Genomic DNA, 13,682 nt, shown 5'->3' with positions numbered 1-13,682 from the left:
CTTGCGGGCCTCGGCTTGCGCGGGGGCGGCAGGGAGACGACTAGGCCGCGCGCGGCGGCGATGACCAGCCGCCGCGCGGCGGCCTCGGCCGGGCGCAGCAGGCGGAGGATGGCGCGCCAGAGATGGCGGGGCAGGGTCTTTCGCGGCTCGCCTTCGGCCCGCGCCTCGGGATGAGGGCCCACGGCCGGCCCGGCCATGGCCACGAGGGAAGCGACGATGCGCTTCAGCGCCTCGCGATCCCGCTCGATTGCCGCACTCCCGTCCATCGCTGCCTCCTTTCGTCAGGCGCGGGGATTATCGCACGGGTCGGGAGGGGCGTGAATGGGAATAGGAAAACATTCCTGACAGATGCTGACAGGCATGCGCCACGCGCCGAGATATTTCCCGCCGCCCCAACGCGCGTCATCCCGGAAGCCGGAGCCCGCAAGGGCGGAGACTGTCCGGGATGACGATCTGACGAAGACGCCCCCGGAACGCAAACACCCAATTTTCGGCATTGCACAATCATTGTGCATGCGCAAAATAGAGGCATGTCGCCCCGTTCGCTCTCCGTCCTGGTCATAGACGAAAACACCTTGCGTGCCGCCATCATCGAGGCTGGGCTGCGCGAGGCCGGGCATGAGCACGTCACCGTCGTGCACGACGTGAACGGCATCGCCCAGCGCATCGCCGAGATTGAGCCAGACGTCATCGTCATCGACCTGGAAAACCCCAACCGCGACATGCTGGAGAACATGTTCAACCTGTCGCGCGCCGTCAGGCGGCCGATCGCCATGTTCGTCGACCAGTCCGACCAGAGCGCCATCGAGGCGGCGGTGGATGCCGGCGTTTCGGCCTATGTGGTGGACGGGCTGAGGCAAGAGCGCGTCAAGCCCATCGTCGACATGGCCATCAGCCGCTTCAACGCCTATTCGAAGCTCGCGCGCGAACTGGAGGAGGCCAAGAGCGCGCTCGAAAACCGCAAGCTGGTCGACCGCGCCAAGGGCATCCTCATGCGCTCAAAGGGGATCTCCGAGGAGGAGGCCTACACGCTGCTCCGCCGTGCGGCGATGAACCAGAACCGCAAGATATCGGAAATCGCCCAGAGCCTGATCCTGGCCTCCGGGCTGCTCGACGAGTGAGGCGCGTAATGAGCGAACACCACATCACCGCCGGGTTCCTGCCGCTCACCGACAGCGCCATCCTGGTGGCGGCGCGCGAGAAGGGTTTTGCAGCGAGCGAGGGTATCGACCTGACGCTGGTGCGCGAGACCTCCTGGGCCAGCATCCGCGACCGCATCGCCGTCGGCCATTTCGAGGTGGCGCACATGCTGGCGCCCATGCCGATCGCCGCCAATCTCGGCTTGACGCCGATGCGCCTCGACCTCATAGCCCCGCTGGCGCTCGGTCTCGGCGGCAACGCCGTCACCGTCAGCAACGCCCTGTGGCAGGCGATGGAGGAGGCCGGTGCCAAAGGTCCGGACGACCCTGCGGCGGTGGGAGCGGCGCTCAGGAAGGTGATCGAAGACCGGCAAGGGCAGGGGAGCGGCAGGCTGCGCTTCGGCGTCGTCCACCCCCATTCCGGGCACAATTTCGAGCTGCGCTACTGGCTCGCCGCCTGCGGCATCGATCCCGAGCGCGACGTCGAGATCACCGTGGTGCCGCCGCCGCTGACGGCAGACGCCATGGCCGCCGGCCGCATCGACGGCTTCTGCGTCGGCGAGCCGTGGAACAGCGTCGCCGTGGCGGCCGGCCACGCCCGCATCGCCACGATCAAGGCGGCCATCTGGCGGTCGAGCCCGGAAAAGGTGCTTGGCGTGCGCGCCGACTGGGCCGAAGCGCACAGCGATACGCTCGCCCGCCTGTTGCGCGCTCTCTACCGCGCCGCCGCCTGGTGCGGCGAGGCGGAGAACCACGAGGAACTGGCGGCGATCCTCTCCGGCGAAGCCTATCTCGGCCAGCCGGCAAAGCTCCTCCTCGGCGCGCTCGATGGGCGGCTGGAGACGGGTGGCGGCATCCACCGCTTCGCCGATTTCTTCTTGGCCGTCGAGAAGGCGGCGACCTTCCCCTGGCAGAGCCATGCGCTGTGGTTCTATTCGCAGATGGTCCGCTGGGGGCAGGTCCCTCACGGCGAGGCGAACGCGGAGAAGGCGCGGGCCTCCTTCCGCCCCGACATCTACCGCGCCGCCCTCGGCCCGCTCGGCGCCGCACTGCCCGCCGCCAGCATGAAGGTGGAGGGCGCGTTGACGGCCCCGACACCCGTCGGCGCAACCTCTGGCCGGCTGATCCTCGGTCCCGACGGCTTCTTCGACGGGGCGGTGTTCGACCCGGCGGAACTGGACAGCTACATCTACGGGCAGAGGTCTGCTGGCGCTGGGGACTGATCGTTGACCGCTGGCGCCGCGTCAATGCTCAGGCATGGGGCCTCGGGCTTGACCCGAGGATCCATGCCTGAACAGGCCGCAGCTACAAAAATGGTTGAGCAAAAAGGGCTTCGCCTAATTCATGGGCACCCTGCGCCCATGCCTAATATTTGATCGCTGCGCTGCAGCATTATTCACCACCGCTTGCGGCACCAGCGAAACGCTGTACACGGATCGACAAAGCAACCCATTGAAAACAGACGATTTTCATTTCCGCCCCCAAGTTGGCACGCCTCGTGCATAGCTAAAGCGGGTCCAGAGGGGACACCAAAAACAAGCGTCCAATGAAGGGCGCTGAGGCAAAGCTGCCGATCAGAGATCGCCGCCGTGACCGCGGGCAGGCGATTGCTGGCCGGCAGCTTTTCTTTTTGCAGCAACAAAAACCTCAGCAGAGGCACGACCAGTTGGATTGGAACAGCCGATGACCGCATCAACGCCAGCCGCACCAATTGAAGACACCACGCCCACCCGCGCCCTTACCATGTCCACCGTCGCCTTCACGGTCTGCTTTGCCGTGTGGACGATCTTTTCCATCATCGGCGTGCGCATCAAGGACGATCTGGGGCTCTCCGAGACTGAGTTCGGCCTGCTCGTCGGCACGCCGATCCTCACCGGTTCGCTCGTGCGCATGATGCTCGGCATCTGGACCGACCGCTACGGCGGCCGCCTCGTCTACACCGCCACCATGCTGGCCTCGGCCCTTGCCACCTTCCTGCTCTCCTTCGCCCACACCTACACGATGATGCTTGTCGCGGCCCTTGGGGTCGGCATCGCGGGCGGCTCCTTCGCCGTCGGCGTCGCCTATGTCTCGCGCTTCTATCCGGCGCAGAAGCAGGGCACCGCGCTCGGCATCTTCGGCGTCGGCAACGTGGGCGCTGCGGTGACCAAGTTCCTCGCCCCCTTCGTGCTCATCGCCTGGGGCTGGGCGGCCGTCGCGCAGGTCTGGGCCCTGGCGCTGCTCGTGATGGCCGTGGTCTTCTGGTTCACCACAGGCGACGATCCGGTGATCCGCGCCCAGCGCGCCGGCCAGCTCCGCCGCCGCAGCCTCGCCTCGGAGTTCGAGCCGCTCAGAAACCTGCAAGTCTGGCGCTTCGCGCTCTACTACTTCTTCGTCTTCGGCGCCTTCGTCGCGCTTGCCCTGTGGCTGCCGCGCTACCTGATCGGCGCCTACGGCTTCGACATCAAGACCGCCGGCATGATCGGCGCCGCCTATTCCATCCCCGCTTCCATCTTCCGCGCCTATGGTGGCGCGCTGTCGGACAAGGCGGGCGCGCGCACGGTCATGTACTGGACCTTCGCCGTCTCTGCCGTGTGCACGGCTCTCCTGTCGATCCCGGCTGCCGACTACATGGTGCAGGGCATCGACGGCCCCAAGACCTTCCATTTCGAGATCGGCCCCTGGGGTTTCGTCGTCCTCATCTTCGTGCTCGGCTTCTTCATGAGCCTCGGCAAGGCCGCCGTCTACAAGCACATCCCCGTCTACTATCCGCAAAATGTCGGCGCGGTGGGCGGTCTCGTCGGCATGATCGGCGGTCTCGGCGGTTTCATCCTGCCGCTTTTGTTCGGCTACCTCAACGACCTCACCGGCCTGTGGACGAGCTGCTTCATGGCGCTGTTTGTCATCATTGCCGTGTCGCTCGCCTGGATGCACCTCGCCATCCGCCGGATGGAGCGGGCTACCCAGATGCAGCCGGCCTGAAAGCCGGCTGAGAAAGGAAAACGACCCTCATGACCCAGAAACTCGTCGTCGTCGGCGCCGGAATGGCCTCCGGGCGCATGCTCGAGCACCTGTTCGAGGCCGATCCGGGCGCCTTCGACGTAACCCTCTTCGGTGCCGAGCCGCGCGGCAACTACAACCGCATCATGCTCTCCCCGGTGCTGGCAGGCGAAAAGACCTATGAGGAGATCGTCACCCACGATGCGGACTGGTACGCGGCCAACAACGTCGACTGCCGCTTCGGCGAGACCGTGACGAGGATCGACCGCAAGGCCAAGCTCATCGTCTCCGGCGATCGCGAGACGCCCTACGACAAGCTGGTGGTCGCCACCGGCTCCGCCCCCTTCATCATCCCCGTCGCCGGCAGGGACCTGCCCGGCGTCATGGCCTTCCGCGACCTCGACGACGTCAACGCCATGGTGGCAGTGGCCGGGAAGCCGAATGCAAGGGCGGTGGTCATCGGCGGCGGCCTCCTGGGCCTGGAGGCGGCCGCCGCCTTGCGCTCGCGCGGCATGGAGGTGGTGGTGCTCCACCTGATGGGCCACCTCATGGAGCGCCAGCTCGACCCCGCCGCCGGCTATCTCCTGCAGAAGGAACTGGAGGGCAGGGGGATAAAGATCCACTGCAAGGCGCAGACCAAGGCCGTGCTCGGCGACAGCCATGCCGAAGCCGTGCTCCTTGAAGACGGCACGATCTACCCCGCCGACATCGTCGTCATGGCCGTCGGCATCCGGCCGGAGACCCGCATCGCCGTCGATGCCGGGCTCTATGTGGAGCGCGGCATCGTCGTCAACGACCAGATGGTCTCCTCCGACCCCGACATCCTGGCCATCGGCGAATGCGTGGAGCACGAGAACATCTGCTACGGCCTCGTCGCGCCTCTCTACGACATGGCCAAGGTGGCGGCCAGGACGCTTGTCAAGCAGGACGCCGCCTTCCGCCCCGTGGAGACGGCGACGCAGCTCAAGGTGACCGGCGTCAACCTTTATTCCGCCGGCGACTTCGCCGATGGCGACGACCGCGAGGAGATCGTGCTGCGCGACGCCAGCGCGGGCATCTACAAGCGCCTGGTCCTGAAGGAGAACCGCATCCTCGGCGCCGTCCTTTACGGCGAGACGGCCGACGGCTCCTGGTTCTTCGACATGCTCAAGAAGGGCATCGACGTCGCCGAGATGCGCGACACCCTCATTTTCGGCCAGGCCTATCAGGGAGGGGGTCAGCTGGACCCTATGGCGGCCGTTGCAGCCTTGCCGGATGATGCGGAGATCTGCGGCTGCAACGGCGTGTGCAAGGGAAAGATCGTCGGCACGATCACCGAGAAGGGCCTGACCACGCTCGACGCCGTGCGCGCCCATACCAAGGCCTCCAATTCCTGCGGCACCTGCACCGGGCTTGTCGAGCAGCTGATGCGGCTCACCCTGGGGGACACCTACAACCCGGCCGCGGTGCAGCCCATGTGCGGCTGCACGGAACTTGGCCATGACGACGTGCGCCGCCTCATCAAGGCGAAGGGGCTGAAGACCATCCCCGCCGTCATGCAGGAGCTGGAATGGAAGACCTCCTGTGGCTGCGCCAAGTGCCGCCCCGCGCTCAACTACTACCTCGTGGCCGACTGGCCGGACGAATATGCCGACGACTACCAGTCGCGCTTCGTCAACGAGCGCGTGCACGCCAACATCCAGAAGGACGGTACGTACTCGGTGGTCCCGCGCATGTGGGGCGGGGTGACGAGTTCGAAGGAGCTGCGCGCCATCGCCGACGTGGTCGACAAGTTCAACATCCCCACCGTCAAGGTCACCGGCGGCCAGCGCATCGATATGCTGGGCATCCAGAAGGAGGATCTGCCGGCCGTCTGGGCCGATCTCGGCAAGGCCGGCTTCGTCTCGGGCCACGCCTATGCGAAGGGCCTCAGAACGGTGAAGACCTGCGTCGGCTCCGACTGGTGCCGCTTCGGCACGCAGGATTCGACGGGCCTCGGCATCCGCATCGAAAAATTCATGTGGGGCTCGTGGACGCCGGCCAAGGTGAAGATGGCCGTCTCCGGCTGTCCGCGCAACTGCGCCGAGGCCACCTGCAAGGACGTCGGCGTCATCTGCGTGGATTCGGGCTTCGAGATCCACTTCGCGGGGGCGGCCGGCCTCGACATCAAGGGCACAGAGGTGCTGGGCCTCGTCAGGTCGGAAGACGAGGCGTTGGAGCATATCGTGGCGCTCGTCCAGATGTACCGCGAGCAGGGACGCTATCTGGAGCGCATCTACAAATGGGCCAAGCGCGTCGGCATCGAGGAGGTCCGCCGCCAGATCATGGAGGACGCCGACAAGCGCAAGGCCTATTTCGACCGCTTCGTCTTCTCCCAGAAATTCGCCCAGGTGGACCCCTGGTCCGAGCGCGTCTCGGGCAAGGACAAGCACGAGTTCAAGCCCATGGCCGAACTGGGCTTCCCACAGGCAGCGGAGTGAGCGGAATGAGTGACTGGATCGAGATCGGCAAGCTCGACGACATCCCGCAGCGCGGCGCGCGCTGCGTCAACACACCCATCGGGCGGATCGCCGTCTTCCGCACCGCCACCGACGACGTCTACGCCATCGAGGACCGCTGCCCGCACAGGGGCGGCCCCTTGAGCCAGGGCATCGTGCACGGTGCGGAAGTCACGTGCCCGCTGCACAACTGGGTGTTTTCGCTGGAAACCGGCCTTGCCCAGGGCGCCGACGAAGGTGCCGTGCGCACCTTCGCGCTGAAGCGCGACGGGAGCCGCATTTTCATGGACGCAACGATGATGCTGGCGATCGCGGCAGAGTAGGGCGCCCGCCCGATCCCCGCGCTGCCGGCATCCCACCTCCATTCAACCCAGGAGACCGACAATGGCCTATGTCGTACCCACGGAATTCGTCACCAAGATGATCGATGCCGGCGAGGCGAAGGTCTTCATGTCGACGCGCGATACCCTGATCCGCGCCTTTATGGCCGGCGCCATCCTGGCGCTCGCCGCCGCCTTCGCCATCACCATCTCCGTCCAGACCGGAGAGCCGCTGGCGGGCGCCATCCTCTTCCCGGTGGGCTTCTGCCTGCTCTACCTCCTGGGCTTCGACCTTCTGACGGGCGTCTTCACCCTCGTGCCCCTCGCGCTGATCGACAAGCGCCCGGGCGTGACGCTCAGTGGTGTCATGCGCAACTGGAGCCTCGTTTTTGTCGGCAACTTCGCCGGCGCGCTGCTTGTCGCCCTGATGATGGCGATCACCTTCACCTACGGCTTCACGACGGAGCCGAACGTCGTCGGCCAGAAGATCGGCACCATCGGCGAGGGCCGCACGGTGGGCTACGCGGCGTACGGCGCAGCCGGCATGCTCACCCTCTTCATCCGCGGGGTCTTGTGCAACTGGATGGTCTCGACCGGTGTCGTGGCGGCGATGATGTCGACCTCGGTCTCGGGCAAGGTCATCGGCATGTGGATGCCCATCATGCTGTTCTTCTACATGGGCTTCGAGCACTCCATCGTGAACATGTTCCTGTTCCCCTCGGGCCTCATGCTCGGCGGCAATTTCTCGATCATGGACTATCTGCTGTGGAACGAGATCCCGACGGTGGTCGGCAACCTCGTGGGTGGCCTGGCATTCGTCGGCTTGACGCTCTACTCCACCCACGCCCGCACCGGTGCCAAACGCGCCGCACCGACCGGCGACATGGTCGCTCCCGCCCGCGTTCCGGCGGAATAGGACGGCGCGATGACGCAGGCAGCCGGCCTCCCCACGAGAACGACTTGTCCGTATTGCGGGGTCGGCTGCGGCGTCTTGGCGGCTCCCCAGCCCGACGGCTCGGTATCGATCAAGGGCGATCCCGATCACCCGGCCAATCTCGGCCGGCTCTGCTCGAAGGGCTCTGCCCTTGCCGAAACCGTCGGCCTCGAGGAGCGGCTGCTTTACCCGGAGATCGGCGGCCGCCGCGCCGGCTGGAACGCCGCCCTCGACCTCGTGGCGCGGAAATTCGCGGCGGCGATCGCCGAGCACGGCCCCGATTCCGTCGCCTTCTACGTTTCCGGCCAGCTTCTCACGGAGGACTACTACGTCGCCAACAAGCTGATGAAGGGTTTTGTCGGCTCGGCCAATATCGACACCAACTCCCGCCTGTGCATGGCCTCCTCGGTCGCCGGCCATCGCCGCGCCTTCGGTTCCGACACGGTGCCGGGAACCTACGAGGACCTGGAACTGGCCGACCTCGTCGTGCTCACCGGCTCCAACCTCGCCTGGTGCCATCCCGTGCTCTACCAGCGGCTGGCCGCCGCCAAGGAAAAGCGGCCGGAGATGAAGGTGGTGCTCATCGACCCGCGCCGCACCATGACCGCCGACATCGCCGATCAGCATCTGGCAATCGCACCGGACGGCGACGTGGCGCTCTTCGCCGGCCTGCTGCGCTACATCGCAGAAAAGGGCGTTGTTCGAGGAGATTACGTCGAAAAGCACACTACCGGCTTCAACCAGGCATTGACCGCTGCCGGGCATCTGACGATAGACGAAGTAGCCGCCTCCACCGGCCTGCCGCCGTCCGAGATCGAAACGTTCTACCGGCTCTTCATCGAACGCGAGCGCACCGTCACCGTCTACAGCCAGGGCGTCAACCAGTCCGCTTCCGGCACGGACAAGGTGAACGCCATCCTCAACTGCCATCTGGCCACCGGCCGCATCGGTCGTCCGGGCATGGGCCCGTTCTCCGTCACCGGGCAGCCCAACGCCATGGGCGGGCGCGAGGTCGGCGGGCTCGCCAACATGCTGGCCGCCCATATGGACCTCGAGAACGGCTTTCACCGCGACCTGGTGCAGCGCTTCTGGCGCGCCCCGCACATGGCGGAAAAGCCCGGCCTCAAGGCGGTGGAAATGTTCAAGGCCGTGGCCGATGGGCGCATCAAGGCGCTGTGGATCATGGCCACCAACCCCGCAGATTCGCTGCCCGACGCGGACGCCGTGGAAGCGGCACTGAAGGCCTGCCCCTTCCTCGTCGTCTCCGATATCGCGGACGAGACCGATACGCTGCGCCACGCCCATGTGAAGCTGCCGTCCACGGGCTGGGGCGAGAAGGACGGCACGGTGACGAACTCCGAGCGCCGCATCTCCCGCCAGCGCGCCTTCCTGCCGCCGCCGGGCGAAACGCGGCCGGATTGGTGGCAGATTGTGGAGGTGGCGAGGCGCATGGGGTTTGCGGAGGCTTTCGATTATTCAAGCCCCGCCGAGATCTTCCGCGAACACGCCGCGCTTTCGGCCCATGAGAACGAAGGCGCGCGCGATTTCGACATCGGCGCTTATGCGGGGGTGGACGCGGCGGACTATGAGGGGTTGAAACCGTTTCAATGGCCGGCGCCCGTCGCTACCACCCCTGCCGGGCATCTCCCCCTCAAAGGGGGAGATGGGCCGTCGCTACGACCTTCGCCAATCACAGACGTCGCAGAAATGGAGGGAAGCGCATCGCGTGTGGGTTCTGAGTCCTTGATCGGACCCCCACCCCTCACCCCTCCCCTCAAGGGGGAGGGGGACGATGGAGGGCTCGGCCTGCCTCCCTCCCCCTTGAGGGGAGGGATTGAGGGTGGGGGTTCCGGCGAAGCCGGCAAAGATGACTCATATGCGATAGCCCCGTCCCTTGAGGGGGAGATGCCCGGCAGGGCAGAGGGGGTTACCTCGCGCTTCTTCGCCAACGGCAACTTCTACACCCCCGACCGCCGCGCCCGCTTCATCGCCGTTGCGCCGCAGGCACGACGGGTGACTGACGCCGACCACCCCATGATCCTCAACACCGGCCGCGTGCGCGACCACTGGCATACGATGACCCGTACGGCCAAGAGCGCCCGGCTTTCCGGCCACATGGCCGAGCCCTATGCCGAGCTTCACCCCGAAGACGCCGCGCGCCTTTCCATCCGCGAGGCCGAGCTGGTGCGGGTGGCAAGCCGCCACGGCGCCGTCCTCGTGCGCGCGCTCGTCTCGTCGAGGCAGCGCCGGGGCTCCGTCTTCGTGCCCATGCACTGGACCGACCAGTTTTCCGCCAGGGGCCGCGTCGACGCGCTGGTGCCGCCGGTCACCGACCCTCATTCCGGCCAGCCCGCCTCGAAAAACGTCGCCGTCCGCCTCAATCGCTTTAAAGCCGAATACTACGGCTTCGCCGTCTCCGCCTCGTGCCCCGCCACCGACGGGCTGGACTACTGGGCGCTGGCGCGCAGCAAGGGCGGCTGGCGCCTGGAGCTTGCCGATGGCAAGCCGCTGGAGGCACCCGAGGCCCTCCTGCGCCGGCTCCTGGCCCTTGCCCAGAACGGCGTGGAGATCATCGCCTATCACGACGCGCGCCAGGGCAGCCACCGCCTGGCCGCCTTCGACGGCGAACGGCTCCTCGGTGCCCTCTACCTCTCAAGGACGCCGGTCGCCGCCTCGCGCGGCTTCGCCGTCGAGCAGCTCGGCGAGCCGCACCCCGACCCGCGCTCCCGTTACCGCGTCATCGCCGGCAGGGCAGGGGCCGACCGGCCGGACCCCGGCGCCATCGTCTGCTCCTGCTTCGGCGTCGGTACCAACCAGATCGCCGCCGCCGCCCGCGCCGGCTGCACCAGCGTGGCGGCCGTCGGCGAGGCCCTGCAAGCCGGCACCAACTGCGGCTCCTGCCGGGCGGAGATCAGGGGGATCGTGGATGCGGCGCTGGTCGTTGCGGCGGAATAGTGAATCTGGTGAATAGTGAATAGTGAATAGTAGTAAGTCTCTCTCGACGTGGTAATTCCGCACCATTCACCATTCACCATTCACCATTCACCATTCACCATTCACTATTCACTATTCACTCATATCAACTGCAGCCCCTTCATGCTGGCATGCCCGTCCTTGCCGATGATGATGTGGTCATGAACGGTGATTCCCAGCGGCTCGGCCGTGGCGATGATCGTCCGCGTCATCTCGATGTCGGCACGCGAGGGCGTCGGATCGCCGGAGGGGTGGTTGTGGACGAGGATGATGGCGCTGGCGGAAAGCTCCAGCGCCCGGCGCACCACCTCGCGCGGATAGACCGGCGTGTGGTCGACCGTGCCTGTCTGCTGGCGCTCATCGCGGATGAGCACGTTCTTCTTGTCGAGGAAGAGGATGCGGAATTCCTCGCGGGCCTCGTAGGCCATGGCCGCGCGGCAATAGTCGAGCACCTGTGCCCAGGAGGAAAGCACCTCCCTGCCGCGCACCTCGGCGCGAAGCATGCGCTGGGTGAGGGCGGCGATCAGCTTCAGGTCGCGCGCCGCCGCCTCGCCGATGCCGGAGACTTCCTTCAGGCGGTGCTCGGGCGCGCCCAAAACCTCGCCGATCGAGCCGAACCGTTCGAGAAGCGCCTTGGCCGGCCCCTTGGTGTCGGCGCGCGGCACCGAGCGGAACAGCATCATCTCCAGAAGCTCGTAGTCCGATAGCGCGTCGCTGCCGGCCTCGGCGAAGCGCTGACGCAAGCGCTCGCGGTGGCCCTCATAGTGCTTTTTCTGCCCGGCCGCCTTGCCCGCCTTCGCCTCTTTCCCCGCGGGCTGAAACGCGCCCTCGCCGAAGAAACCCCGTTCGTCTTCCCCCATGATCGCCGCCTTTGCCCCGGTCCCTCGGGCAGAAGTCTACGAGGCGAGGCCCGGCCGGTCCAGCCCTGTCGGCGACAACGTGAAGATCTCGCAGCCGTTTTCGGTGACGCCGACCGAATGCTCGTATTGCGCCGAAAGCGAGCGGTCGCGGGTGACCGCCGTCCAGCCGTCCGACAGCACTTTCACATGCGGCCGGCCAAGGTTGATCATCGGCTCGATGGTGAAGATCATGCCGGGCCGCATCTCCACCCCCTCGTTGGGGCTGCCGTAGTGCAGGATGTTGGGGGCGTCGTGGAAGAGCCGCCCGACGCCATGACCGCAGAAGTCGCGCACCACCGAGCAGCGCTGGCTCTCCGCGTAGGACTGGATGGCAGCGCCTATGGCGCCGGTGCGCGCGCCCGGCTTCACCGCCGCCACGCCGCGCATCAGGCACTCGTGCGTGACCTCCAGAAGCCGCTCGGCGGCACGCTTGATCCGGCCGACCGGGTACATGCGGCTGGAATCACCGTGCCAGCCGTCGAGCACATAGGTCACGTCGATATTGACGATATCGCCTTCCTTGAGCGGCTTGGCGTCGGGGATGCCGTGGCAGACCACGTGGTTGACCGACGTGCAGGAGGATTTCGTGTAGCCGCGGTAGTTGAGCGTGGCGGGAATGGCGCCGTGGTCCATGCCGTATTCGAAGATGAAACGGTCGAGTGCGTCCGTCGTCACCCCCGGCTCGACGATATCGGCGAGCGCGTCGAGGCAGCGGGCGGTGAGCTGGCATGCCTTGCGCATGCCTTCGAAGCCCTCTTCGCCGTAGAGGCGAATCTGGCCGGTGTTGCGCAGGGGTGCCGCGTCGGCGTCAAGGTAAGTGACCATCAGCTTCCATCTCGATCAGGCGATCGGCCGCGATCGCGTCCGCAATGATGTGGCACCCTATCACGAAAGCTTCAACCCCGGCACCGGCTTTGGGTGAGGGGGCCTCACCTTGTTACGAAGATTTAATGGAGGAACCTGCTCAAGCACGCCCCAAGGCCGTCGAAATCGCCGGCTAGGGATCCTATCTGCGCCACCTGAACCTGCCACAGAGTTTCCCGATGAAGAAGAAGATCACCACCCGGCGCGCACTTCTGCTTGTCAACGCCAAGGCAAGGCGCGGGCGGGAATCGGTCGATCCGGTCATCGGGCGGCTTCAAACCGGTGGGCTGGCGGTGACGGTCGAGCCTTTCGAAGCGCTGCCCGAGATCGCCCGCGACATCGTGCGCCTGCGCGCCATGGCCGATCTCGTGATCGTGTGCGGCGGCGACGGCTCCGTATCCTCGGCGGCGATGGCCGCCATGGAAAGCGGCCTGCCAATGGGCATCATCCCCATGGGCACGGCCAACGATCTTGCCCGTACGCTGGAAATCCCCCTGGACCTGTTAAGGGCGGCCGATGTCATCGCCGAGGGCCATGCGCGCCCGATCGACGTCGGCACGGTCAACGGCCATGCCTTCTTCAACGTCGCCAGCATCGGCCTCAGTACCGAGCTTGCCGAGGGCCTCGACCCGGCGCTCAAGCGGCACTTCGGCCGTCTGGGCTATGCGCTTGCGGCGATCAGGGTGTTGACGAAAGCCTCCCGCTTCCGTGCCCGGATCACCGAGAAGGGCATGATGACCGAGGTCGAAACCTACCAGATAGCCGTCGGCAACGGCCGGCATTATGGCGGCGGCAACGTGGTGGAGGAGACGGCGGAAATCGATGATGGCCATCTCGACCTCTACAGCCTGGAGATGTCCAACCTGTGGAAGCTGGCGCTGATGCTGCGCTCCTTCCGCTCCGGCAGGCATGGCGCCTGGCAGGAGGTGCGCACGGCGCGCTGCGTGGAGTTCGACATCGAGACGAAGAAGCCGCTGCCGGTGAACGCCGACGGCGAGATCGTCACCGCGACGCCGGCGCATTTCAAGGTCCACCCCAAGGCGATATCGGTTTTCACCCCCGCCACGGCCTGACGCGCGGCGTCACTGCATCCTGAA

General features: G+C 66.3%; 10 protein-coding genes and 1 pseudogene. 8 read left to right on the top strand and 3 right to left on the bottom strand.

Annotated features, from left to right (window positions below; genetic code table 11):
* Window positions 1-266, bottom strand: a pseudogene (locus GPJ75_RS25905) (hypothetical protein); the annotation flags it as partial.
* 264 nt (window positions 267-530) lie between these two features.
* Here GPJ75_RS25905 and GPJ75_RS25900 point away from each other — a divergent pair.
* The 7 genes from GPJ75_RS25900 (at window position 531) to GPJ75_RS25870 (ending at window position 10,804) form a co-directional block, all read left to right on the top strand.
* Window positions 531-1,121 carry an ANTAR domain-containing response regulator gene (locus GPJ75_RS25900; RefSeq protein WP_163272860.1) on the top strand — a complete coding sequence of 197 codons (591 nt, stop codon included), beginning with the start codon at window positions 531-533 and terminating at the stop codon, window positions 1,119-1,121.
* Window positions 1,122-1,129: 8 nt separating this feature from the next.
* Window positions 1,130-2,362, top strand: a complete 1,233-nt coding sequence (locus GPJ75_RS25895; RefSeq protein ID WP_163272859.1) for a CmpA/NrtA family ABC transporter substrate-binding protein — start codon at window positions 1,130-1,132, stop codon at window positions 2,360-2,362.
* Window positions 2,363-2,822: 460 nt separating this feature from the next.
* Window positions 2,823-4,100 (top strand): MFS transporter, encoded by a 1,278-nt coding sequence (locus GPJ75_RS25890; RefSeq protein ID WP_163272858.1) that lies wholly within the window; start codon window positions 2,823-2,825, stop codon window positions 4,098-4,100.
* Window positions 4,101-4,129: 29 nt separating this feature from the next.
* On the top strand, window positions 4,130-6,577 hold the full coding sequence (gene nirB / locus GPJ75_RS25885) for a nitrite reductase large subunit NirB (RefSeq protein WP_163272857.1): 2,448 nt from the start codon (window positions 4,130-4,132) through the stop codon (window positions 6,575-6,577).
* Window positions 6,578-6,582: 5 nt separating this feature from the next.
* The gene (gene nirD / locus GPJ75_RS25880; RefSeq protein WP_163272855.1) at window positions 6,583-6,918 is read left to right on the top strand and encodes a nitrite reductase small subunit NirD; all 336 of its coding nucleotides are present in this window, start codon (window positions 6,583-6,585) and stop codon (window positions 6,916-6,918) included.
* Window positions 6,919-6,979: 61 nt separating this feature from the next.
* The gene (locus tag GPJ75_RS25875) at window positions 6,980-7,831 is read left to right on the top strand and encodes a formate/nitrite transporter family protein (protein ID WP_163272853.1); all 852 of its coding nucleotides are present in this window, start codon (window positions 6,980-6,982) and stop codon (window positions 7,829-7,831) included.
* 9 nt (window positions 7,832-7,840) lie between these two features.
* Entirely contained in the window at window positions 7,841-10,804 is a 2,964-nt protein-coding gene (locus GPJ75_RS25870; protein WP_163272851.1) for a nitrate reductase, read from the top strand.
* A gap of 119 nt (window positions 10,805-10,923) precedes the next feature.
* On the opposite strand, the gene radC is transcribed toward GPJ75_RS25870, so the two are convergent.
* Window positions 10,924-11,682, bottom strand: a complete 759-nt coding sequence (radC, locus tag GPJ75_RS25865; protein WP_163272849.1) for a RadC family protein — start codon at window positions 11,680-11,682, stop codon at window positions 10,924-10,926.
* Window positions 11,683-11,718: 36 nt separating this feature from the next.
* A complete protein-coding gene (gene map / locus GPJ75_RS25860; protein WP_163272847.1) occupies window positions 11,719-12,546 on the bottom strand; it encodes a type I methionyl aminopeptidase in 828 nt (275 codons plus the stop codon).
* Between the two features lie 218 nt (window positions 12,547-12,764).
* On the opposite strand from map, the gene GPJ75_RS25855 reads away from it, so the two are divergent.
* Window positions 12,765-13,658: a lipid kinase gene (locus tag GPJ75_RS25855; protein ID WP_163272845.1), complete on the top strand. Its 894-nt coding sequence runs from the start codon at window positions 12,765-12,767 to the stop codon at window positions 13,656-13,658.
* Window positions 13,659-13,682: the final 24 nt, after the last annotated feature.

The sequence above is a fragment of the Chelativorans alearensis genome, from assembly GCF_010993735.1.
GTDB lineage: Bacteria > Pseudomonadota > Alphaproteobacteria > Rhizobiales > Rhizobiaceae > Chelativorans > Chelativorans alearense.
Note: the sequence above shows the minus strand (reverse complement) of the source record. Positions and strands in the feature narration are given on the sequence as shown.

Bases quoted from the DNA above. Each gene is read 5' to 3' on its own strand.
- nirD (WP_163272855.1), top strand. From the start codon at position 6,583: ATGAGTGACTGGATCGAGATCGGCAAGCTCGACGACATCCCGCAGCGC.
- GPJ75_RS25855 (WP_163272845.1), top strand. From the start codon at position 12,765: ATGAAGAAGAAGATCACCACCCGGCGCGCACTTCTGCTTGTCAACGCC.
- GPJ75_RS25890 (WP_163272858.1), top strand. From the start codon at position 2,823: ATGACCGCATCAACGCCAGCCGCACCAATTGAAGACACCACGCCCACC.
- GPJ75_RS25870 (WP_163272851.1), top strand. From the start codon at position 7,841: ATGACGCAGGCAGCCGGCCTCCCCACGAGAACGACTTGTCCGTATTGC.
- GPJ75_RS25900 (WP_163272860.1), top strand. From the start codon at position 531: ATGTCGCCCCGTTCGCTCTCCGTCCTGGTCATAGACGAAAACACCTTG.
- GPJ75_RS25875 (WP_163272853.1), top strand. From the start codon at position 6,980: ATGGCCTATGTCGTACCCACGGAATTCGTCACCAAGATGATCGATGCC.
- GPJ75_RS25895 (WP_163272859.1), top strand. From the start codon at position 1,130: ATGAGCGAACACCACATCACCGCCGGGTTCCTGCCGCTCACCGACAGC.
- map (WP_163272847.1), bottom strand. From the start codon at position 12,546: ATGGTCACTTACCTTGACGCCGACGCGGCACCCCTGCGCAACACCGGC.
- radC (WP_163272849.1), bottom strand. From the start codon at position 11,682: ATGGGGGAAGACGAACGGGGTTTCTTCGGCGAGGGCGCGTTTCAGCCC.
- nirB (WP_163272857.1), top strand. From the start codon at position 4,130: ATGACCCAGAAACTCGTCGTCGTCGGCGCCGGAATGGCCTCCGGGCGC.